This is a genomic window from Streptomyces sp. NPDC041796, assembly GCF_055590785.1.
Map to the genome: position 1 here is coordinate 283,867 of NZ_JBVJAH010000005.1, position 23,297 is coordinate 307,163.

Annotated in this window: 15 protein-coding genes; 1 reads left to right on the plus strand and 14 read right to left on the minus strand. The window is 75.3% G+C overall.

Translation table 11 applies throughout. The annotated features are described in order from the left end of the window. Positions 1–13: 13 nt before the first annotated feature. The 7 genes from ACZ6C1_RS12170 to ACZ6C1_RS12200 all read right to left on the minus strand — a co-directional run bounded on the left by ACZ6C1_RS12170 (position 14) and on the right by ACZ6C1_RS12200 (position 11,073). A complete protein-coding gene (locus tag ACZ6C1_RS12170) occupies positions 14–1,090 on the minus strand; it encodes an ABC transporter ATP-binding protein (protein ID WP_469240173.1) in 1,077 nt (358 codons plus the stop codon). Further along, a complete protein-coding gene (locus ACZ6C1_RS12175) occupies positions 1,087–3,822 on the minus strand; it encodes an ABC transporter permease (protein WP_469240174.1) in 2,736 nt (911 codons plus the stop codon). Before ACZ6C1_RS12175 ends, ACZ6C1_RS12170 begins: the two co-directional genes overlap by 4 nt. A 1-nt stretch (position 3,823) precedes the next feature. Next, positions 3,824–7,057 (minus strand): FtsX-like permease family protein, encoded by a 3,234-nt coding sequence (locus ACZ6C1_RS12180; protein ID WP_469240175.1) that lies wholly within the window; start codon positions 7,055–7,057, stop codon positions 3,824–3,826. A gap of 163 nt (positions 7,058–7,220) precedes the next feature. Further along, entirely contained in the window at positions 7,221–9,437 is a 2,217-nt protein-coding gene (locus ACZ6C1_RS12185) for a hypothetical protein (protein ID WP_469240176.1), read from the minus strand. 14 nt (positions 9,438–9,451) lie between these two features. Next, positions 9,452–10,186: an ABC transporter ATP-binding protein gene (locus ACZ6C1_RS12190; protein ID WP_469240177.1), complete on the minus strand. Its 735-nt coding sequence runs from the start codon at positions 10,184–10,186 to the stop codon at positions 9,452–9,454. Beyond that, on the minus strand, positions 10,159–10,506 hold the full coding sequence (locus ACZ6C1_RS12195) for a hypothetical protein (RefSeq protein ID WP_469240178.1): 348 nt from the start codon (positions 10,504–10,506) through the stop codon (positions 10,159–10,161). The genes ACZ6C1_RS12190 and ACZ6C1_RS12195 overlap by 28 nt, the downstream gene beginning before the upstream one ends. 162 nt (positions 10,507–10,668) lie before the next feature. Beyond that, the gene (locus ACZ6C1_RS12200) at positions 10,669–11,073 is read right to left on the minus strand and encodes a globin (RefSeq protein WP_469240179.1); all 405 of its coding nucleotides are present in this window, start codon (positions 11,071–11,073) and stop codon (positions 10,669–10,671) included. A 110-nt stretch (positions 11,074–11,183) separates the two neighbouring features. On the opposite strand from ACZ6C1_RS12200, the gene ACZ6C1_RS12205 reads away from it, so the two are divergent. Next, a complete protein-coding gene (locus ACZ6C1_RS12205) occupies positions 11,184–12,182 on the plus strand; it encodes a methyltransferase domain-containing protein (RefSeq protein ID WP_469240180.1) in 999 nt (332 codons plus the stop codon). On the opposite strand, the gene ACZ6C1_RS12210 is transcribed toward ACZ6C1_RS12205, so the two are convergent. From ACZ6C1_RS12210 to ACZ6C1_RS12240, 7 genes are all read right to left on the minus strand, one after another. Continuing rightward, positions 12,179–13,528 (minus strand): FHA domain-containing protein, encoded by a 1,350-nt coding sequence (locus tag ACZ6C1_RS12210; protein ID WP_469240181.1) that lies wholly within the window; start codon positions 13,526–13,528, stop codon positions 12,179–12,181. The genes ACZ6C1_RS12205 and ACZ6C1_RS12210 overlap by 4 nt on opposite strands. Before the next feature lie 53 nt (positions 13,529–13,581). Then, positions 13,582–14,940 (minus strand): vWA domain-containing protein, encoded by a 1,359-nt coding sequence (locus ACZ6C1_RS12215; protein WP_469240182.1) that lies wholly within the window; start codon positions 14,938–14,940, stop codon positions 13,582–13,584. A 79-nt stretch (positions 14,941–15,019) separates the two neighbouring features. Then, positions 15,020–16,624: a PP2C family serine/threonine-protein phosphatase gene (locus ACZ6C1_RS12220; RefSeq protein ID WP_469240183.1), complete on the minus strand. Its 1,605-nt coding sequence runs from the start codon at positions 16,622–16,624 to the stop codon at positions 15,020–15,022. Between the two features lie 3 nt (positions 16,625–16,627). Continuing rightward, positions 16,628–19,228, minus strand: a complete 2,601-nt coding sequence (locus ACZ6C1_RS12225) for a serine/threonine-protein kinase (RefSeq protein WP_469240374.1) — start codon at positions 19,226–19,228, stop codon at positions 16,628–16,630. A 41-nt stretch (positions 19,229–19,269) separates the two neighbouring features. Then, entirely contained in the window at positions 19,270–20,541 is a 1,272-nt protein-coding gene (locus ACZ6C1_RS12230) for a zinc ribbon domain-containing protein (protein WP_469240184.1), read from the minus strand. Between the two features lie 37 nt (positions 20,542–20,578). Then, positions 20,579–21,727, minus strand: a complete 1,149-nt coding sequence (locus tag ACZ6C1_RS12235) for a glutamate ABC transporter substrate-binding protein (RefSeq protein WP_469240185.1) — start codon at positions 21,725–21,727, stop codon at positions 20,579–20,581. Positions 21,728–21,744: 17 nt separating this feature from the next. After that, entirely contained in the window at positions 21,745–23,154 is a 1,410-nt protein-coding gene (locus ACZ6C1_RS12240) for a hypothetical protein (RefSeq protein ID WP_469240186.1), read from the minus strand. Positions 23,155–23,297 lie beyond the last annotated feature (143 nt).

The following is a 23,297-nucleotide window of genomic DNA, read 5'->3' on the forward strand; positions in this document are numbered from 1 at the left end:
CCCCCTCGGCGGGTCAGGGGGCGTCGTCGGGGCGGACGGCGATGTGGTCGGGTTCGAGTTCCAGCAGTACCCGGTGCTCCATGCCCAGCGCGCCGGTGTACTCGGCGGGCAGCTGGAGCCGGCCCGCGCGGTCCAGGGTGGCGTACTCGCGGACCACCATCGACTCCTGGCCCTCCGCGTCCACCTCCGTGCGCCGCAGGACCTCAGAGGACGTACGGCCGTCGCGGATGGCGACCGAGCGGCTGACCTCGCCCGCCACCGCCTGGTCGTGGGTGACGATCACGATCGTCGTGCCCAGCTCCTCGTTGGCCCGCCGGAACGCGGCGAAGATGTGCTCGCCCGTCGCCGAGTCCAGCTCGCCCGTCGGTTCGTCGGCGAGCAGCACGGACGGCGAGTTGGCGAGGGCGACGGCGATCGCGACACGCTGCTGCTGGCCACCGGACATCTGGTGCGGGCGCCGGTCGCGGCACTCCGCCACGTCCAGCATCGACAGCAGCTCCAGCGCCCGTTCCGACTGTCTCGCCCGCTTCACGCGCTTCGCACGGCCGCGCAGTTGCATCGGCAGGGCGACGTTCTGCGCGGCGGTCAGGTAGGGGAGGAGGTTGCGGGCCGTCTGCTGCCACACGAACCCGACCACTTCGCGCCGGTAGCGCAGCCGTGCCTTCGCGTCCATCGCGAGCAGATCGCACCCCGCCACCCGCGCCGCACCCGCGGTCGGCACGTCCAGGCCCGCGAGGATGTTCATCAGCGTCGACTTGCCGCTGCCCGACGCCCCGACCAGCGCCAGCAACTCGCCCGCCCGCACCAGCAGGTCCAGCCCCTGCAGCGCCTGCACCTCCACCCCGTCGGCGGTGAAGACGCGTACGAGACGGTCGCAGGCGATCATCGCGTCGTCGCCGTACGCGGGGCCGGCCCGGCGCGCCGCGACGCGCTCCTCCAAGGCCGCGAGCGTCGTGCCCGTCGCCGCACCCGCCGCACCCGCCGCACCCGCCGCACTCGCCGCACTCGCCGCACCCGCGGCGCCCGTCGCCACACCCGTCGCCGCGCCCGCCGTCGTGCCCGTGGTGTCCGTGCCCGTGGTGTCGGTCATCGTGTGTCCCCTGCCCTGAGTTCCCCGATCGAGCCCCGGCGGGTCACCCACCAGGCCTGTGCCACGGCGACCGCCGCCGCCAGCACCACCACCCCCACCGAGGGCAGCACCAGCGACCACGGGTCCGCCCGCAGTGCCGCGCCGCCGAGCGTGGCCGGCCCCGCCGCCGACGCCAGCCTCGCCAGGTCGACGCCCGGCGACAGCAGCACGATGGCCGCCCACCCGACGCACGTCCCGCCGACCGCCGCGAGCAGCGCCTGCGGCAGCGCCTCCAGGCCCAGCAACCGCCGTCCCTGCCGCCTCGACAGCCCCATCGTGCGCAACCGCGCCAGCAGCGCCGCCCGCTCGGGCGCGCTGTGCAGCAGGGACAGCAGCAGCGCCAGTACGGCGTACCCGGCACCCGCCGCGACGGCCGCCGCGTACAGCCGCTCGGCGCCCGTCTGCATCGGCGAGGCGACCAACGCCGCACGCGCCTCGGTGCGGAGCAGGACGGAGAAGCCGCCGGACACGGAGCGGACGGCGGCCCGCAGTTCCCCGCCGTCGAAGGGGCCGCTCACCAGCAGCACCGTGTCCGCCCGGTGGGTGAGGTGGGCGGCGTTCACGACGACGAAGTCCGCCCCGCGCACCGCCGGGGTCCGCTCCCGCACCCCCGCCACCCGGACGCGGAAGTCCCCGGCGCGCGACTGGATCAACCGCTGCTCCGACCCCATCATCTCCGCGACGGACGGCGAGACGACCGCGGGCACCAGCGGCACCCGGCCCCCGTCCGGCGGGCCGGTGTCCGCGAGCTCACCGGCCGGGAAGGCCTCCAGCCCGGTGCGGCGCGCCAGCTCCGCGTACGCCTCGGGGGCCACGCCGATCAGCGTCACGCTCATCGAACCCGGCACACCCGGCCGGTCCGCCAGCGGCACGCCGTACTCGAGCTGGACCGGTACCGCGCCCCGCACGCCCTCGACGCCCCGTACCGCCTCCACCAGCCCGTCCGGCAGTGGCACCGCCTCCGCCGTCCCCGCCACCCGGGCGTCCGCGCCCGTCGCCAGCACCGATGCGTCCTCCCGGGCCTCCGCCACCCCCGCCAGCACCGAGCCGCCGAACGCCGCCGTCGTCAGCGCGACCAGCAGCGCCAGCAGCGGCAGTGTCCCGGCCGCCGACGAACGTCCCGCCCGCGCCAGCGCCAGGGGCCCCACCACGCCCCGCAGCCTCCGCGCGGGACGGGCCAGCCACCGCAGCGGCAGCGGATACAGCCGTACGAGGACGAGGGCGGCGACCAGGCCCACCAGCACCGGCGCCGAGCCGGTGAGAGGATCGCCCGAGTCCGCCGCGACACCCCGCCGCCGCAGTGCCGTCACCGCGCCGACGGCCAGGACCAGCAACGTCAGTTCGGCGACCGTGCGCCGCCGTGACGGCCGGGCGTCGACCAGGTCGTCCCGGCCCGTGGGCGCACCGGGCCGCCGGTGCGGGTACACCGCCCGCAGCGGCAGCGCGGCGCACGCCACCAGTGCCACGGCGCCCGCGCCGGCCGCCGCGTACCGCACCGGCCCCGAGCCCACCAGCCACACGGCGAGCAGCAGCCCCAGCGCGGCGGCCGGGACCGTGACCACGGCCGTCTCCGCCAGCAGCCGCCCGCCGATCCCGCGCAGCGACCCGCCCCGCGCCCGCAGCAGCGCCAGCTCGTCGCGTCGGCGCGCGGCGGACGGCCCGCCCGCCATGGCCACCACGACCACGGCGACCGCTCCGATCCCGTACGCCGCGACCGCCACGACCGGTGCGATGGCGGCGCGCATGCCCTCGTGGTCGGCGAGCAGTTCCCCGAGCCGGGTGTCCACCGTGGCGTTGCCGCCCACCGTTTCGCGCAGCGCCAGCAGGTCCGGGCCGCCCGCCAGTGAGGCGACCGCGGCGGTCAGCGCGGGCACGTCCCGGGTGGTCAGGTGCGTGGCGGCGGGCGCGATCCGCCAGAAGGCCTGCGGCTCCGCGCCGGTGTCCAGCAGCACGGGCGCCGCCTCGGGCGGCAGGAGCAGCGCCGCCTCCCAGAAGAAGCGGGGCGCGCCCGCCGCGTTCCTGGCGGTGAGCACCGGGGTACGCAAGCGCGGCTCGACCGACCAGTACGCCCCCTCGGGCGACCGCGGCTGGAGTACGCCGGTGATCCGCACGGCGAGCGGCCTGCGGCCGTCCCGTGGCAGGTGCACCACCGAGCCGACCTTCAGGGCGAGCTTCCCGGCGGTCTCGGCGGTGACGGCCGCCTCGACCTCGGTCGCCTTCGCCGGAGCGGCGGGCAGGCGGCCGGCGCGTACGGCGGCGTGCCCGGGCAGGTCCGAGGGGGTGGCCAGGGTGAACTCCGGCGGCAGGCCGTCGGGTGCGGGGAGCGCCTTGTCGGCCGCGGGCAGCGGTTCGGTGGTCCGCATCCCGTACGACGACTGCGCGGCATCGGCCCGTACGGGTTCGGGGAGCGCTTCGACGACCGTCCGGTGCAGGGAGCGCAGCGGCTCCGGCCCGACGTCCGCGGCCCGGGTGCCCCGGTCGGCGGAGACGGTCAGTTCGACGACGGTGTCGCGCGGGGCGGCGGTGGTGATCCGGTGGCGCAGCCCCTCCGTCTCGTACGCGTCGGCGGCGCGCGGGAACGCGGCGGCGAGGAACGCGGTCACCGCCACGAGCAGGCCCAGGGCGACGGCGGCTCCGGGGAAGGTCCGCAGCCGGGTCCGTACCCAGGGCGCGACAACAGCGGGCCGACGCATGTCAGTTGCCTCCCTGGGCCGGCGCCTGGTGCCGGAGCGTCACGGCCGGGTCCTGGCGGCGGCGCAGCGCGATCGCGGCCACCGTCAGCAGGGGCAGTGCGGCCACGGCGGCCAGCAGCAGGGCGACCCGGCCCGGTGGCAGCTCGACCAGGACGCCCGGCACGGGCCGCGTCGCCCGGCCTGTCAGCACCACCAGCGGCACGACCGCCCGGGTCAGTACGGATCCGAGGACGAGGCCCACCAGCAGCGCGATGCCGACGAGCAGCCCCTGCTCGGCCGCCACCAGCCGGGCCAGACGCCGCCGCGGCGCGCCCAGCGCCCGCAACACCCCGAACTCGGCCGCGCGTTCCCGCAGCGACCCGGTCGCGCTCACCGCGAACCCCACCGCCGCGAGGGCCGCCGCGGCGACCGCCACCGCCGTCAGCGCCGCGCGTGGACCGGCGCCCAGCGGGTCGCCCAGCAGCTCGTCGGCCGCCTCCTCGCGCACCAGGACCCGCGCGGGGTCGCTGTCGGGCCGGGCGCGCAGCGCCGCCGCGACCTCGCCGGTCCGGCCGGGGGCGGGCGTCAGCCACCATTCGGTGGGCGTGAGGGCGAGGCCGGTGCGGTTCACCGCGTCCAGGTCGACCAGGAGGGCGCCACCGCCCCCTTCGGGAGTGGTCGTCGGCAGGGCGCGCACGGTGTCGACGATCGTCACCCGCGTCTGCCCGCCCGCCAAGGGCACTTCGAGGCTCTGCCCCTTCTCCGCCCCGGCGGCCTCGAGGAAGGCGTCCGTCGCGATCGCGGGCACCGCATCCCCGGCCGGCGGACGCGGCGCGCTCGCGCGGACGGTGAAGTGGTGCGGGTCGAAGCGCGGGTCGACGGCCGTGGCACCCGTGTCGTACGCCAGGGCCAGCGGCGTGCCGGCGGAGGACGTGACCGTCACCGGGCGGGACCGCGCCGGGTCCTCGCTGTCGGTCAGCCGTCCGCGCCAGGCGCCGAACGATGCCGGTACGGGCCGCTCGGCGCCGTCCGCCGTGACGGCCACCAGCCGCTCCAACATGAACCGGTGACGCTCGCGCTCCTTGTGGGGGAGCGGTCCGGACAGCTCCGCGCCGGTCAGGGTCACCGGCCATGCCGGACCTCCGGAGGCGGCCCCCAGGTCGGCGGTGCCGTCCTTGCCGACGGGCAGCCGGTAGGTGAGGCCGTGGCGGTCCTCCACGGTCACGGCGACGTCGACGGGTGCGCCGGCTCCGGTCGTCCGGGCGTCCGCCCGCAGTCGTACCGTGCCCCGGGGCAGTGCGACGCCGGGCCGTGCCTGGCGCGGCGGGGCGATCGCGGCGAGCACCCGGCCGGGTGGGCCTTCCGCCAGGTCGCCGCGCAGCAGCAGCCGTTCGCGGGCGCGGGCGGTGTCCAGCGCCAGCACGGTCGCCGAGCGGTCGCCGGGCAGTTCGGTGACCGCGCGGTGGGCGGGTGCCGCGTCCCGTACCCCGGGCAGCCGCGTGTACGCCCCGGCCTGTCCCGGATCACCGGCCCGGTCGTCCAGCACCCGGATCGGGGCGCCCGTCGCGAAGTCCGCCTGGTCACGCTGCGAACGGTCCCACGACGCGCTCTGGCCGATCGCCAGCATGCCCATCGCCACGGCCGGCACCAGCAGCAGCACCGGGCCCGTCCCGCGCAGTGGCCGCCGGCTGAACTGCCAGCCCGCCAGCGCCACCGACAGCCCCCGCCCGGCCGCCGCGCGCCGCTCCGCCAGCCGGGCGGCGGGCGGCAGCAGCCGCAACGTCAGCACGGTGCCGGCCAGCAACGCCAGCGCGGGTGCCACCACCAGGAGCGGGTCGACGCTCAGAGTGCCGTCGCGGCCTCTGCTCAGCACCCCGCTGCCCGACTCGGAGGTCTGCCGGTCCAGTTGCCAGTACGCCACCGCCGCGATCACCAGCAGCCCGACGTCCGCCCCCGCCCGCACGGGTCCCGGCAGCGCTCCCGCCCGCCCGCGCAGCAGCCGCACCGGCCCGGCGGCGGCAGCGAGCGCCGGAGCCACCACGGCGACCGCGCAGGCCACCGCCACCCCCACGGACACGAGCCACATCTGACCGGCCGGGGCCTGACCGAGCCGCAGCCCGATCCGGTCGAGCGAACCCCAGGAAGCGAGCAGCCGCGTCAACGGCCCCGCCAGCAAGGGCGCGACCACCGCGGCGGGCAGGGCGAGCAGCAGCGCCTCGGCCGCCGCGAGAGCGCCGATCCGTCGTGCCGAACCGCCACGAGCCCGCAGCAGCTCGGTCTCGCCCGCCCGCTCGGTTCCGAGCAGCCGCGCGACCAGCAGCAGCGCGTACGTGGCGAGCAGCACCAGTTGCACGGCTACGATCAACAGCGTGGAGCGCGCCACGAGCAGCGCCCGCTCGCTCTCCCCGAGGACCGTCGGCAGCGCCGTGCGGGCGGACGCGGCGCCCGCGAAGGCCGGGTCGGCGGCGAGGGCGGCGGGACCGGCCGTCGCCGCCTCCCGCAGAGCGCCGATCCCGTCGGTGGTGAGCGTGCGGAAGTCCGCGGAGGCGAGCCAGGAGGTCTCGTCGGCACTGACCCGGCCGGTGCCGAACACCGCCGGGTGGGTCAGCAGCGGACCGTAGGTGGTGAAGACGACGGTACGGACGCCTCGGCCGCCCAGGGTGTCCAGCCGCCAGTAGGGGTCTGAGAGGTCGGCGGGCCGGTACAGGCCGGTGATCCGGACCGCGAGGGGTTTCCCGCCGATCCGGTCGGTGAGCGTGAGCACGCTCCCGGGCGTCAGCTTCAGCCGCTGGGCGGCGGCTTCGGGCAGGGCCGCCTGGACGGGGCCACCGGGTGCGTTCGCCGGCCAGGCCCCCCGGAGCAGGCGGACGCGCGAGCGGTCGAGGGCGGCGAAGTGGGTGAGGTCGGGTTCGCCCGCGCGGGCGGCGGGCGGCCGGAGTGCGCGGGGCAGCGCGTAGGAACCGGAGCGCTCCAGCCGTCGTACGGTCACCGGCAGCCCGCCGAACGTCCCGCGCGCCCCTTCGCGGGCGGCCTGGTCGGCCGCGGTGCGCCGCTGGGGCGGGACGTGGGCGGTGACGACGAGGGAGGAGGCCGGGGCGGCCCGGCCGTGCAGGGTGTGACGGAGGGCGGCATCGCCGACGGTGCCCGAGAACGCGGCCAGTGCGGTGAGCACGGACGTGGTCAGCAGCACGGCGAGGAGGGCGGCGGCCGTCAGTAACCGGTGCGCGCGGACGCGCAGGAACACCAACCCGGTCACACAGCCCCCCACCGTCGTACGTCCGAACGCCTGGACGTCCTTCGGATGCTTTCAGAGGGCATGCGTCGAAGTAACCGCTTACAGACGGACCTTGACTGGATCGTGACCGTTATTCGACGTCGGAGTACCGCCCTGCGTACGTTTCCCTACTCGACCCCGACGTTCAGTCGCCGCGCGGCACCCACCGGTGCGTGAACCTGGCCGCCAGCAGACCACCCCCCACGGTCGCCGCCGCGCACACCGCGACCGCCACCACCAGCCCGCCGCCGAGCAGACCGAGCGGCGAACCCCCCGACGGGGAGAGGAAACCGAGGTTCACCCCGGCGAGCAGCCCCGCGAACAGCGCGGCCAGCCCCAGCGCGCACACCATCGGCACACCCATGCCCCACCACGCCACCCGCAGATGGAACCGCGCGCCCGAGGTGTATCCCGCCAGCGGCCGCAACTCGTCGGCCCGGTCGAGGAAGGCGTGCAGCAATCCCGCCGCCCCCGTGAGCGCGAGCAGCAGGAACCCGGCCACCGCCACGAGCAGCACCCAGTCGGCCTGCCGGGCGCGGGCCTGGCCGCCGATCACGTTGCCGTCCCCGGGAACACCGACATGGGGCAGCGGCAGCGTCGCGAGGGCCGCACGCTCGGCACGCTCACGCCCCTCCGGCCCGCTCGTCAGCACGACGAAAGGACCCCGCTCCTTCAGCAACTGCGCCCTGGAGCCGGAGGCCTGGAGGTGGACCGGCCCGAAGCCCATCCAGCGCAGCGCCTCCGTGCGCGGCGTGCGCTCGCGGTAGACCTCGTGCGCGGGTACGGGCCGCTCACTCGGGCAGGAGCGCATGGCGCCCAGGTCGGCCAGGTCGCCGCAGGCCCCCCGGAGCACGGGCGGACCCGTACCCGAAGCGCCACCGCCCGCCACCACCCGCAGCACCCGGTCCCCCGGCGCCAGGGCGGCCACGAACCGCGCGTGCGCCCGCTCGTCGGCGGGCGCGCTGTGGACCTCCAGGAGCCGTTCGTCCAGCCGTTCGCCGAGCACGGTGGCGTTCCTCGCCTCGTTCGTCAGGTCCGTCACCATCACCATGGCCTGGGCGACCAGCCCCAGCATGACGACGAGGGCCGCGCCCGCCCGCGCGATCACCGCGGGATGCGCGGCCGCCCAGCGCCCGCCGACCAGCCGCGCCGGGTCCCCCGTGCCACGCCCGGTCAGCCGGACGGAGACCCGGGCCGCCGCCCGCCCCAGGAGCGGTGGCAGCCCGAGGAGCGTCAGCGTCGTGCCCACGACGAACAGCCGCGTCCCCGACGCCTGGCCCGCCGCCGCGCCGGAGACCACCGCCAGGGCGCCGATCCCGCACAGCACCCCCGGCCAGGCCGACGGCAGGGGCCGCGCCGCCCGGGGCCGCCCGGAGCCGGCGGGGCGCACCCGCAGGTGCAGCGCGGCGAACGACAGGCACAGGACCGCCCACACCGAGGCCAGGGCGGGCGGGAACCACCACCGCAGCGGGGCCAGATCGGCGGCCGACACCTCGTACCCCGTCAACGGAAGCCGTACGCCGGTCAGCGTGAGGACCATCAATGGCACGCCCGCGAGGACCGCCCCGGCCCCCAGCGGGCGGACGCACTCACCGGCCGCGATCCTCGCCCGAACGGAACGCCCGGCGCCCATCGCGTACAGCACCGCCAGCCGCCGGTCGCGCTGCCGGGCCCCGAGCCGGGCGGCGACGATCAGCAGGACGGCGACGGGCAGCCCGAGCTGGGGGGCCAGCAGCCAGTACAGGTCGGACTCCGGCCGGTCGAACGACTGGCTGACGAAGTACGCCGGGTCGCCGTCCGGCCGCTCCGCCCCGAAGCCGGTGATCCCCAGCGTCGTCTCGTACCCCTGGATCCGTACTTCGGCCGGTGGGCGGACGTACACGAAGAGCTCCCCCGTGTCGGCCAGTCCCTGTGCCGAGACCGTGCCCGCGAGCCTGCCGTACCGGTCGGCGGCCGGCGGCATGACGTCGAGCAGCGCCGGTGACACGAACGCCTCTCCCCGCTCCGGCCAGCGGGGCAGGCCGGGCGGCAGCGGGGCGGACGGGGCGGCGGGCTCGATGTACACCACCGAGAAGTCCCGCTCCCGCCAGCTGTCGTCGCTCTGGCTCCACCAGGCGGCCGGCCGTGCGCCCGGCGCGGCCGGCACGGGGATCCGGGCCGAGATGCGCGCGTCCCTCCCCTCGTGCACGGCGTGGACCGTCTGCGCGCTCCACACCAGCAGCGCCGCCGCCACCCCGGTGAGGACCAGGCACAGCGCCTGGACGGTCAGGCGCGGATCACGCCGCCGGGCCGTCCCGGCCGAGGCCCGACGGCCGATGGCGAGCAGGTGCGCGGTCGCACCGCGGCGGCGGGGGCGGCTCATGCGCCGGGTACCGCTCATGCGCCGGCCGCGGTGGTGCCGGTGGAGTCCGTGGTCTCGTACAAGGCACCGTCCCTGAGGGCGAGTTGCCGGTCGGCGTAGAAGGCGACCACCGGATTGTGCGTGACGACGACCAGCGTGCAGCCGTACTGGGCGGGCAGCCCGAACAGCAGCGCGCAGACGTCGTCCGAGGCGCGCTCGTCGAGCGCCCCGGTCGGCTCGTCGGCGAGGATCAGCGGCGGCCGGGTCGACAGCGCACGGGCCACCGCCACCCGCTGGCGCTCGCCGCCGGACAGGACACCCGCCGCCGAGTCCGCCACCGCGCCGACGCCGAGCTCGCGCAGCAGCCGCTGGGCCGTCCCGTACGCCTCCCGGCGGCCCTTCCCGGCGATCAGCAGGGGCAGCGCGGCGTTCTCCAGGGCGCTGAGTTCGGGCAGCAGCTCGCCGAACTGGTAGATGAAGCCCAGGGTCTTCAGCCGCCACGCCGCCGCTTCGGCGGGCCGCAGCGCCGCCGTGTCGGTGCCGCACACCCGCACGGTGCCGGCCCCCGGCCGGTGCAGCCCGGCGAGGCAGGAGAGCAGGGTCGACTTGCCACTGCCGCTGGGCCCGGTGACGGCGAGGGACTCGCCGGCGTGGGCGGTCATCCCGGCGTCACGCAGCAGGGTGCGGCCGCCGAGTTCGCAGGTCAGGCCGGCGACCATCACGGTGGGTGCGGCCATGACGGTCAGGGGTGCCTCTTCCAGCCGGAGCACGCGTCCGTCATCAGCGGGCGGTTCTCGCACGTCTGGATGGTGTAGATCGAGTACGTGCCGGTCGTGGACGTCTTGCAGTAGCCGCCCGTCTCCTCCATGCGTACGACGGTGTCGGGCGTGGTCCGCTTGAAGTTGACGTAGACGTTGAAGCCGTCGTACTCCCGGTCGCAGACCCCGGCGTACTTGTGGTCCCTGCCGATGTAGCCGAAGTCCTCGCCCTCGTAGACGTAGAAGGTGTCACCGAAGGCGGTACCGGCCCCGAGCAGCGCCGAGATCGTCGCGATCGCCACGGCGCCCAGCCGCATGGTCCTCCGTCGCACGTTGCACCTCCACAAGACGAGGGGCATCCGCCCACTGCGGATGCCCGTTCGATGTGTTGCGGCTGTGAATTTAGGGGGTCGAGGGTGCCCATGGGGACCGGGCAGAACGGAGTTGGCCGGAACCTTTTCTGTCACTTCCCGGTCACGGACGGTACGCGACGGTCAGTCGGACGTGTTCACCATCGACGCGGCGGCGTACGTGAGGTAGTTCCACAGCGTCCGCTCGTGCTCCTCGGACAGGCCGAGCTCGTCGACCGCCGCCCGCATGTGCTTCAGCCAGGCGTCGTGCGCCGCCCGGTCCACGGTGAAGGGCGCGTGCCGCATCCTCAGGCGCGGGTGGCCGCGGTTGTCGCTGTAGGTGCGGGGGCCGCCCCAGTACTGCATCAGGAACAGCACCAGCCGCTCCTCGGCGGGGCCCAGGTCCTCCTCCGGGTACATCGGCCGCAGCAGGGGGTCCTCGGCGACCCCCTCGTAGAAACGGTGGACGAGGCGCCGGAAGGTGGGCTCGCCGCCGACCTGCTCGTAGAAGGTCTGCTCCTGAAGCGTGCCGCGCGGGATCTCATTCACGCCTCCATCGTCTCAGACGCCCCGGCCGAGGACCCGGGCCCTAGGACTCCTGGCCGCCAGGCCCCTCCTGGCCACTCGCCACCGATCCCCCCGGGCCGCACAGTGGAGACATGGGCACACAGCGAGAGGATCCGTTCGCCGAGGCCGCCGCCGAGGCGCGGCGCGAGCTCGTGCGCGAGATCGCCGCGGGCGGGGACCTCCAGGACCCGGCCTGGCGGGCGGCGTTCGAGGAGGTGCCACGGCACCTGTTCGTGCCGCATTTCTACGTGGGTGTCATGGGGGGATACGAGAGGCTGTGGTGCGGCGACCCGGATCCGGACCGGCGCCGGCGCTGGCTGGAGGGCGCGTACCTGGACCGGCCGCTCGCCACCCACATACGCGACGGGGACCTGGTGTCGTCCGCCAGCCAGCCGTCCCTGATGGCCGGAATGCTGCACGCGCTCGAGGTGCGGGACGGGGACAGTGTCCTGGAGATCGGCGCCGGGACGGGGTACAACGCGGCGCTCCTGGCGCACCGGCTCGGCGACGAGCGGGTGACCACCGTCGACCTGGACGAGGACATCACGGAGGCGGCCCGGGCCCACCTGGAGGCGGCCGGTCACCACCCGGCAGTGGTCACGGGCGACGGGGTGCTCGGCTGTCCGGGGCGGGCGCCGTTCGACGCGGTGATCGCGACCTGCGCCGTGCCCTCCGTACCGCCCGCGTGGCTCGCGCAGTGCCGGCCCGGCGCCCGCGTCCTGGCGCCGCTGTCCACGGGGCTGCTGCGATTGCGGGTACGGGACGCCGAGCACGCGGAGGGCCGGTTCCTCCACACGTCCGCGTACTTCGTGCCGCTGCGCGGCGGCACCTCGCCCGCGCCGGCGGTGCACACGGGCGGGCTGCCCCGGCGCGCGACCGACAACGAGCTGTTCCGCTTCCTGCTGGCGCTCACCGCGGGCAGCCTAGACCCGCACGAGGCGTACTCGCTGTGGCAGCGGGAGCGTCGCCCCGTGCGGGAACGGTTCGGCGTGACGGTCGCCGGCGGACACCAGTGGGCCTGGCTGGACGACCCCGAGGGGCCCTACAGCTGGCCCCTCGGCACCACGGTCGGCCCCGCCGGCTCCGCCTAGCCCCGCCGGATGGTGATCGTCGTCCAGGCGCCGACGTGCACCCGGTCGCCGTCCCTGAGCGGGACGGGGACGTAGGGCTGGATCGGCTCCTCGGCGCCATTGAGCGTGGTGCCGTTGGTGGAGTTCTGGTCGACGACCGCCCAGGAGCCGTCGGGCTGCTGCACCAGCACCGCGTGCTGGTGCGAGACGCCCGGGTCCTCCGGCGGCACCGACAGGTCGATGTCGGGGGACTCGCCCGTGGAGTGCCGCCGGCGGCCGATGCTGATCTGGTTGCCGGAGAGCGACAGGCGCTGCTCCGGGGAGTACGCGGGCAGGTTGAGCCCCGCGGCCTCGGGGCCGCTGCGCTGCATCATCGCCATGAAGTACTCACGGTCGGGCGCGACCACCGCCGTCCAGCCGGCGGGCGCCGTCTGGTACTGCGGGGGCTGGGGTGCCTGAGACCCGTGCGGTCCCTGGTGGCCGTGGGGTCCTTGATGGCTCTGCGGCCCCTGGTTCACCTGGTGGCCCTGCGATCCCTGGTGGCCCTGCGGCCCGGGTTCGCGCGGGCCCTCGGGCTGCTCGGGGCGGACCGGGGGCTGGGGCGCCGGAGGCTGCGGGCGCTGCGGCTGGGCGTGCGGCTGCGGCGCCTGCGGCTGCGAGGGCGGGGGCAGCATCCAGTCGTCCCCGCCGCCACCGGTCGGCTGGGGCGGGGGCGGCGGGCCCGGCTGCTGGAAGGCCTGCGGCGGCCGCGGCGGGCCGGGCGGCTGCTGGAACGCCTGGGGAACCGGCGGCGGTCCCTGCGGGGCGCCCTGCGGCGGCCGCTGGGGCGTCGACGGCTCGGGCGGCAGCGGTTCGGCCGGGCGGTTCACCTGCGACGGGCGTGAGCCCTGGTACTCGAACGGGTCCGGCGGGCGCGGCGCCTGCGGCTGGGACGGCCCCTGCGGCTGCGACTGGAAGCCCGGCGGCAGGTTGAGCCCGGGCGGGGGACCGCCGGGACCGCCGGGACGGCCCTGGCCGCCGGGGGCCGGGGGCGGTGCGACGGGGGTGTACGAAGTCGCCGTGTTGGTGAGGAAGTTCCACCGGCACTCCTCGCAGAACGGCGCCATGGCCTCGCGCGGGGTGCGGCACTGCGGGCACAGCTCCGCCTGGGCGGTGGCGTTCGGGTCGCCGTTCGGGAAGCCTCCCGGTCCGCCGGGGCCGCCGGGCCGGGGAGGCGGCCCGGGCGGACCGGGGTAGCCGTACGCCGGCGGCGGGGGAGGCGGCGGCGGAACGGCACCCGCAGGCGCGCCCGCCCCGGCCATGCGGTGGCCGCAGACCTCGCACCAGTCGTCGGAACCCGACTGGTGTCCGTTCGGGCAGGTCGGCATGTCGGCGCTTCCCCCTCTCCTCATCCGGCCCCGCGGGCCGAGCAGATCGTGACCTATTTCTTTACGCGAACGGTCTTGGTGGAGCGCGTCTCGAGGGTCATCTCGTCCGCTTCCGCGACCTTCGCCTTCAGTCGCACAGTACCTGTCGCCGCGTCGACCACGTCCACCACCTTCGAAAGGAGTTTCGCAGTGTCCGCGTTGCCGGAGGCGGCGGCGAGCTGTACCGCGCGGCCGAGTTTCGCCGTCGCGCCATCGAAATCGCCCGACTTGCGCGCATCGAGCCCCTGTTGGATCACTTGCGCCAGTTCGGCCTGACCCGTGTAGTGCGCGACCTGGGGGTTGATGGAGGTGGAGGCCGCCATGTCGTCCGTCCACACCGCGCGTACCAGACCCTGCGACAGGGTCTGCGGCGTGCCGCCCGCCGGGTCGGGAAGGACGAGGGAGACCCTCGCCGCGAGCATCTCCTGGCCGACACCGGCCTCCGGCACCCGGACGCACACGTGGTAGTCGCGGGACTCGTCACCCCACGAGCCGGTCGGATAGTCCCCGGCCCGGGGGCCCGCCTCCGTGCGCCGGTCCGTCAGATCCTCCACCGTCGGCGCGACCTGTTTGACGAAGACGATCTCCACCCCGACCGGTGTCCACAGGCGCAGGGCGACGTCGGCGACCTCCTTGCCCATCGCGTGCTCCATCATCCGCGTGAAGTCGGCGGCCAGCCCCGCCGGATCGGCGACGATGTCGGCCGTACCGAGCAGCGCCGAGGCGATCCCGGTGACCTCCTTGACCTCCCAGTCCGTGCCCACGCCCCGCGCGTCGCAGGTGAAACGCCCGGCACAGGCGTCGAGGGCCGCGCGCAGGTCCTCAGGCGACTCGTGCTCGTTGCGGCCGTCGGTGAGCAGGATGCCGTGCCGGATCGGTACGTCGGCGGTCGCCAGGAGCCGGTCGGCGAGTGTCAGCCATGTGCCGATGGCGGTGCCGCCGCCGGCGCTCAGCCTGCGCAGCGCCTCCTTCGCCTGGGCCCGGGTGCGCGCGTCGGCGGTGGCCAGCCCGCCGCCGCCCGGGTAGACCTCGTTCGCCACATGGGTGCCGGCGACGACCGCGAAGGCGACGCCGTCGCGCAGGGTGTCGATCGCGGCGGCCGTGGCGTCCCGCGCGTTGCGCATCTTCGTCGGCGGGTACTCCATGGAACCCGAGCAGTCGACCATGATCACGACGGCGGCGGTGGGCGCCTGCCCCGGTATGGACGAGGGGGAGACCGCGGCCCCGGTCAGCGGCACCCCTCCGCTGGTGCCGCCGCCCGTCGAGGTGACCGTGACGATCGCGTTGACCTCGCGCCCGCCCTCCGGCAGGTACTCGTTCTGGTACACGTCCACCGAGAACTGCGGCACGTTCGACTTGGAGAAAATCGCCATCTCATCGGCTCCTGGGACTCGGACTGACGCACCCGCAACGGACGGAAGACGGCGGGGGGTTGGTCGGCGGGTGAAACGGTCAGGCCGATCCTGCCCCTCCGGGCGCGATGGCGAACGGCACGACAGCCACTGTTACGTTGTCGTGGCCACCGCCGTCGAGCGCGTGCCCGACCAGGACCCGGGCACTGTGCAGGGGCCGGCCGGCGGCGTCGGGCGGCACCACACGGGCCATGTCCTCGGCCGCCTCCGCGTAGTTCCACAGACCGTCCGTGCACACCACGACGACACCGGGACGGTCCGGCTTGAACGCGGCCGTGTGCGGCTCCAGTTCGTACGCGTCGGCTCCCAGCCAGCCCGTGATGGCGTGGGCACGCTCGTCCGCGTACGCCTCCGCCTCGTTCATCAGGCCCGCCGCCACCATCTGCGCGGCCCACGAGTCGTCCTCGGTGAGGCGGGCGGGCGGACCGCTGCGGTCGTCGGGCACCCAGTAGGCGCGGCTGTCACCGACCCAGCCGACCACCAGCAGACCGCTCGCGACGACCGCGCCGACGAGCGTGCAGGCCGGCGCGTTCTGGTGGCGGTGGGGATCGTGCTCCCTGGCCGCCGCGTCCTCGCCGTCCGCCAAGGCGTTGACCGCCTCGGAGGCCGCGACGATCGCCTCGTGCATCGCCGTCTGCGGATGCGTGCCGCGCGGGAGCGACTCCAGCAGCGACTCATTGGCCGCCGACGCGGCGGCCTCCGACGCCTCGTCGGGGCGCGTCGCCGACGACACCCCGTCGCAGACGATCGCGACGACGGCCGGCGAACCGTCCGGCAGGGCCGTCGTGGACACGGCGAACGCGTCCTCGTTGCGGTGGTGGCGCAGCCCGCGGTCGCTGACGGCGGCGACGGCGCCGAGCTCCTCCTCCATGTGGTCCCGCTCCCGTGGCTGCGCGTGCCCGCAGTTCTCGCAGTACCCGTCCGGGTCCACGTGCCCGGCCCGGCAGGCCACGCACAGCCGGGTCCCGGCGGGCGGAGCCGCCGCGTGCTCCACCGCGCGCGGATCGGGCGTCCCGCCGCCGCCCGCACCGCCCGGCGAAGGCTCGGCCGAGGTCCCCGGCCCGGTCCCGGGCGCCGCCCACGGCGGGGGCGTCGGCCCGGCCACGGCACTGGCCTCCGGTACGGGGGCGGGCGCGGCACCCGGCGCGTGACCCGCCTCGTGCGCGCCCGCCTGCGCCGGACCGCCGTGGGCATCCTGCGTGTGCGCCGACTCCGAACCGGTGTGCTCGGGCTCATCCGTCCCGAACGGCCCGGGCGCGGGTGGGCCGCTCGGCGGCGGTGCGGGCTCAGGGACCGACGCGGGCGCCGGAGGCCGGGCCGGCGCGGGGGCCGGTGCGGGCGCCGGGGCCGGGAGGGCGAAGTCGCCGGAGTCGCCCGTGGCGCGGGCGTCGAACCGCACCGCCGGAGCGCCCGGGCGGGGCTGATCCCCCGGCAGGCCGACGGCCGCCTGGTCCGGCCCGGGCACTGCCGGGGCCGCGGGCCACGCGGCGCCGCCCACGGGGGAGCCCATGACCATGGTCGGACGGTCCTCCGGCGGCGGCGGTACGGCCGACAGGTCGTACCCGCACGCACCGCAGAACAGATCACCCGACTCCAGCGGCTCCTCGCAGCTGGGGCAGGCGGACAGCTGGTGCCTCTGCGACATCAATCACACCCATGTCCGGGGGCGGAAGCGGTTCGCCCGCTCCACCATGTCGATCCTCTCCTCGCCGCGCTGAGCGAGCCGGGCGAGCACCCGGTAGGAGCGTTCCAGTCCGGAACGCAGACCGCGCTCGTCCAGTTCGCTGCCCAGCAGCGGGGTCCGTGCGGCTCCCGCTCCTGGACTACCGGAGAGTACCCAGTCCAGCGCCTTGCCCAGCACCTCTGTGGACAACTGTTCGCGGCGCACCGCGTCCAGTCCGAACTGCTGCAGCGCGGACACCTGTTCCGCCGCCGCCGTCAGGTCGGCGATCAGCGGCTCGTGCGCGGAACGGCGCCGCAGCCGGGCCCGTACGGCCGCCACGCGCGCGGCCGTGTAGTGGATCGACGCCTCGGGCACCGACTCCAGTGCGTGCACCGCGCCGGCCCGGTCGCCGGCGGCCAGCCGGACCCGCGCGAGGCCGAACGCGGCGCTCACGAAGCCCGGGTCCGTCGTCCACACCAGGCGGTAGTACTCGGCCGCGTTGTCCAACTGGCCCAGCACCTCGGCGCAGACGCCCAGCGCCAGCTTGGGCGCCGGCTCGCCGGGGAACGCGTCGTAGATCGCGTCGAACGACAGGGCGGCGTTCTCGTTGTCGCCCGTCGCCAGGGACGCGACCCCGCGGTACCAGACCACCCGCCAGTCGTCCGGGTGCTGCGCCTCCAGGGTTTCCAGCGCACGCGCCGCCGAGCCCAGTTCACCCATTTCCAGACGGGCACGCAGCTCGCGCAGCCGCAGTTCGAGGGAGGGCGCGGGGGCGGTGAGCAGAGCGGCGATCAGCTCGGCAGGCGCGGAGGCCATCAGCCCGGCGAGGAACCCCGCGTTGGGGTCACCCGCGTCGACGTGCGGCACCGGCAGTGCCAGCGCGGTGGCGCGTGCGTCCAGCGGGGCGAGCATCGGCGTGACGGCAGGGGCGGGAGGAGTGGCAGGGGCCGCTGAGGCCGTAGGGGCGGCAGAGGCCGCTGAGGCCAGAGGGGCAGTAGGGGCCGCTGGGGCGGGCAAGGCGACAGGGGCGCCCGGGGCAGCGCCCGCGTGTTCCGTACGCGGCGCGGGGACGGCGCCCCTACCGGAGCCCGCGCCGTGGCCGGCGCCGTGGCCCGCGCCGGGACCTGGCCCACGGCCGCGAAGACCGAGGCCCTTCGGGACCTCCCGGGCCCCCAGCACCGACACGTCCGCGTCCGCGTCGGCGAACAGCTCCGTGTCCGTCACGCGCACTTCCGGACCGAACAGCGTCGACAGGGACGGGCGCGGACGGCCCGTCTGTACGGCCACCACCTCCCGCAGCACTCCGGTCAGCTGCTCGGCCATCTCCTGGGCCGAGGCGAACCGGCGCGCCGGGTCGGGATCGGTCGCCCGTACCAGGAGCCGGTAGAACGACTCGTAGGTCCGGAACACCTCGATGTTGTCCGGGTTCGGCAGGGAGTCCACGAACACGTTCGTGTAGCCCTGGAAGTCGAACGTCAGCACCGCCAGCGTCCGCGCCACCGTGTACAGGTCGGACGCGACCGACGGGCCGGCCTCCGCCACCTCCGGGGCCTGGTAGCCGACCGTGCCGTAGATGGCCGACTCGTCGTCGTCCATCCTGCGCACCGCGCCCATGTCGATCAGCTTGAGCTGGTCCTCGGTCTGGATCGCGTTGTCCACCTTGAAGTCGCAGTACAGCAGGTTCCGGCTGTGCAGGTGCCCGAGCGCCTCCAGGGCCTCGATGCCGTACGCGCACGCCTGCTCGACGGGCAGCGGGTCCCGCCGCCCGTCCGGGCCGCGCCGCTCGTTGGCGATGTCCTTCAGGGACTTGCCGCCGACGTACTCCATGACGATGTAGCCGTCGAGGGAGCCCGTCCGCTGGTCCAGGTGTTCCACGAAGTTGTAGATGCGGACGATGTTGGAGTGCTCGATCTCGGCGAGGAACCGCCGCTCCGAGATCGCCGCCGCCATCGCGTCCTGGTCACCGGTGTCCAGCAGGCCCTTGAGCACGACCCACCGGTCGGAGACCGCGCGGTCCACGGCGAGGTAGATCCAGCCGAGTCCGCCGTGCGCCAGGCACCCGGCCACCTCGTACTGGCCGTGCACCACGTCACCCGCGCGCAGCTTCGGCACGAACGAGTAGGGGTGCCCGCACTTGGTGCAGAACCCCTCCGTACGCCCCGGCCGGTCACCGCGCGCCCGCCCCACCGGCGCCCCGCAGTCGGACCGCGAGCAGAATCGCTTCCGCTCCGGCACCTCCGGGTTCGCCATCACCACCGCGTGGGGATCCGGACGCGGCACCGCCGGGATCGACACCAGCCCCGCGCCCAGCCTGCCCCGCCCGGACTGGCCGGTGGACGAACCGGAACTGCGCACCGACACCGACCGCGACGAGCCCGGCCCGCCGGACAGCGACCGGGAGAGCCGCCCCGACACCGAGCGCCGCGACGACCGGGAGGACCGCGACGAACGGGACGACGACCGCGAGCTGCCGGTCGACCCCCGCCCGCCGCCCGCGACGCCCGTCGGCGGCGACGACACCATCCCCGACGGCGAGACGACAGGCGCCAGGCCGCACGTGTCGCAGTACAGCTCACCGCCGCCCATGTCCTCGTACGAGCCCTCGCAACCGGGCCGCTGACACGACTTCACTGGCTCCCCCTACGGTCCACGGGACCCGCCCCCGACAGGACTTCCGCGGCCGCCTGCTGATAGCGCAGCACCGCCTGCTCGGCGACCCTCAGGTCGCACGGGGCGCTCCACAGCATCCGGCGTGCCGCGTCGTACCGCTCGATCAGCAGCGGATCCTCCGCCATGCCGTGCCGGGCGACCTTCGCCCTGTACGCGTCGAGCCGTCCGCGCAGCTCCGCCCGGACGGCCAGCGGCGCGGTGACCGCCGTCAACTGCTCGCGCGCCCGCATCAGTTCGTCCTCCGCCTCCTGCTCCAACGCCTCCAGCAGCGGGGACAGCCGGTGCCACTGGGCGTGGCGCCGGTACTCGGCGGCCGTCGCCAGCCGCTCCTGGAGCGCGGTGGGCGGACCGCTGACCACGGGCACCTCCGAGGCGGCGATCTTCGCCAGCACCTCGCCCCTGGCCGCCCGAGCCTCCGCCAGCGTCCGGTCGGCGCGCGACAGGACGTCCCGCAGCCGCAACAGGCGCGCCTCCGAGTCCTGCCGGACCTGGAGCACCGCCTCGATCTCGCGGCGCACGTCCTCCAGCGCGCGGGCCGCCCGGTCGTACCTGTCCGTGTCCGGCCGCCCGCCCCCGGGCGCCGAACTGCCCACCGCAGGGCGCCAGAACGCCAGCGGGTCGGTCACCACCTGGGCCCGCAGGGTGGCCAGTTCGTGCGTGATGGACTCCAGGTCGTCCCCCGCGGGGTGCTCCCCGGGCCGTACGCCCACGGAGTGCGCCAGCGAACGGGTGCGGTGCAGCTCGGCCGCCAGCAGGTCTATCCGGGCCGGCAGCGCGGACCACACCGCGTCCGCCGTGACCACCATGTCCAGCGAGGAGGCGTACAGCTCGTTCATCCGGTCCACCAGCCGCTCCAGCGTGAACCGCTCGGCCAGCTTGGACGACGTGCCCGACACCGTCACGCTCTCGCCGCGCAGCCGCTCCGTCAGCTCGGCCAGCTCCTCGCGGCCGGGCCACCGGCGCCGGGCGCGTACCTCACGGGCCTCGTGCAACGCCGCCGTGTACGCGTCGAAGTACGTCCACAGCAGGGTGATCGTCTGCTCGGTGGTGGCCCAGCGGTCCTTGGTCGTGCCGGTCAGCTCGGCGCCCTCGAGGAGACGGCGGCCCGCGTGGTCCTGGAGGGCGAGCAGCGAGTCCTCGACCGCCTTGTGCTCCGCCCCGAGCCGCGCCAGCGCACGGTCCACCTCGTCCCGGTCCATCACCGGCCCAGGGGGTCCCGTGACGCCCATCGATCACCTCTCCACTCGTACACGCAAGGTCGGCAGGTCAGTTGGTGCGGTACTTCGGCGCCGGCGGTCCGGCTATCCCGGGCAGGACCGGGCGCAGCCAGGTGTCGTACGCCTTCTGCCACGGTCCCTTGCGGTAGTCGACGAGCACCTGGTTGACCCGCCGCACCAGGTCGTCGTTGCCGAGCTTCGCGGCGACGCCGTAGTACTCCGTGGTGAACGGCTTGCCCTTCAGGGTGACGGCCGGGTCCTGAGCCGCTTGCCCGGCGGCCAGCGCGTTGTCCGTCACGACCGCGTCGACCTCGCCCATCTGGAGCCGCACGAGGCAGTCCAGCTGGTTGGGCACGGTGTGGATGTCCTCGTCCTCCGGCAGGCCGTCGTGCTCGTCCTTGAAGACGGCGCCGAACGACTTCCTCTCCAGCGCCTCGTAAGCCGTCGAGCCCTCGGCCGAGCAGACCCGCTTGCCCTTGAGGGAGGAGTCGTACCCCGTGACCGTGGACTTCTCCGGCGCCAGTACCTGCTGCCCCGCCTGGAAGTAGGCGGTGGAGAAGGCGACCTGCTCGATGCGGCTGCAGTTGATCGTCATCGTCCGCACCACCAGGTCGACCGTGCCGTTCTCCAGGGCGGCGATCCGCTGGTTGGTGGGAACGGCGCGGAAGATGACGGCGTCCCGGCTGCCGAGGAGGTCCTCGGCGATGGCCCGCGCGAGGTCGATGTCGAAACCTTCCAGCCTGCCGGTCGCCGGGTCGCGGTACCCCCACCGGTAACTGTTCTGGTCCACGCCGACGATCAGTTTGCCGCGCGTCCTGATGGCGTCGACGGACGGCCCGTTCGCGGTGGACGGCGGGAGGGAGGCCTCCGGGTCCTGGCACGTGTCGGCCTTGGCGGGCAGGACGCTGTCCGCGCCGGACACCTGGGCGGAGCCGAGGCCGCTCCTGGAGAGCGGCACCAGGGTCAGGGCGGCGGTCAGCCCGCACGCCACGGCCATCGCCGCGACCCCGCCCCAGCCCCGCAACCGCCCGGCCGCGCCCCGGCGCCCCGCCGTGCCGGTGCCGGGTGTGTCCGTACGGACGGGGACGGGCGCCCCGCCGGGGGGCGTGCCGGGGTCCGGGGTGCCGACAAGGGCACTCGGGGCCGGAGCGGGCGCCGCGCCCCTCGTCCGTGGCGTCGTGTCGTCGTTGTCCTTCATCGTGCCTCCCCTCGCCCTCACCGGTACTCCGACAGCCTGCGGTTGATGCCCATGATGGCCCCGGCCGCGCCCACCACGGCCAGGCCTGCCGCCCCGGCCGGCAGGCCGGTCAGCGCGCCGCGCCCGTCCTCGGCGGCCCGGGTGAACTCACCCTGCTCATGGTCCAGGGCTTTCTCCAGTGCCGCGTCCACTTCGTCGAAGGACTCCCCGGTGGAGTTCTCGGCGCCGATCACCTTGGCCAGCGCGCCCTCGTAGTCGCCGCCGTTGTCCGTGTCACGGGCGTCCTTGTGGCGCTTCTTCCACTCGGCCACCCCCCGCGCGGCCTCCAGGACCGGCCCGTCGCCCGAGGGGTCGTCGGCGAGCCGGTCCGCCTCGTCCAGCGCGGTGGCCAGCCTGCTCATGCCCGTGCCGTACTCGGTCTCGTACTTGTCGCTCTTGCCGTCCGCGGTCAGCACCGCGCCACGGGCCACCAGCGTCAGGTTCTCGTTGGCGCGGGCCTTCAGGGAGTTGATCCGTGCCTCGTTCAGCACCTTGAGCGAATCCTGCCCGTGCACCTTGGCCTCGTTGAGCTCCGCCCGGGCCACCGTGTGCCCGGCCGCCAGCCACAGCAGCACCACCGTGGACGCGGCCGTGGCGGCCAGCAGGCCATGGTTGAACACCCGGTTCGTGCGCAGGTACGTGCGGCGCTGCGCCCACAGGAGGGCGGCGAGGACGACGATCCCCGCGCCGAGAGACAGGGAGGGCCACGTCCGGGCGTCCCGGTCGTCCTGGCCGAGCCGGGCGGTCTCCGCCTCGTACAGCCGCTCGGCGGCGGGCAGCAGCCGGGTGCTCATCTGCTGGTTGGCGTACCGCAGATACGCCCCGCCCAGCGGCAGGCCCTGCCGGTTGGCGGCGCGGGCGCGCTCCACCAGGCCCGTGTAACGCGGCAGGTACTCGTTGAGGGTGGCGATGTCCTGGGCGGAGCGCGAGGAACCGTCCGTGTTCGCCGCGGCCTTGACGATCAGCCGGGAAGCGGTGGTGATGTCCTCCTCGTACCGCTCGCGCACATCCGCGGGCTCCTGCGCGCCGGCCAGGAAGCCGCCCGCCGCGGCGGTGTCGGCGTCCGCCAGGGAGCGGTAGATGTCCGCCGCGTCCGCGCTCAGCGGCTGACTGCGGCTCACCACGTCGTCGGCGGCGGCCGCCCGGTCGGAGACCTCGAACGCGGTGACCGCCCCGAACGCCACGACCAGCGCGGCCAGTACGGCACCCAGGATCCGCAGCCGACCCGGTTCGGTCGTCGCCGCCGCGCGCAGCCGTGCCGCACCCTCGGCCCAGGCGCCCCGCCCCGCGGGGGGCCCTGCCGGCGGCGGCGGTGGCGGCAGCACGGCGGGCGCGCCCGGCGCGGGCGGTGCGCTCGGCACGGCCGGCGCATCCGGTGCGTAAGTCACGTGACCTCCCCCTCGGTCGCTCACCGCAGTATGGCTGGAGGGGCCGGTGTGCACACCAGGCTTGACTCGATCTTGTTCTTATCGTGCCCGCCGCCCCGCCGCACCACCCCTCGCTCTCCCCACTCTGTATACGCCGCCCGGCC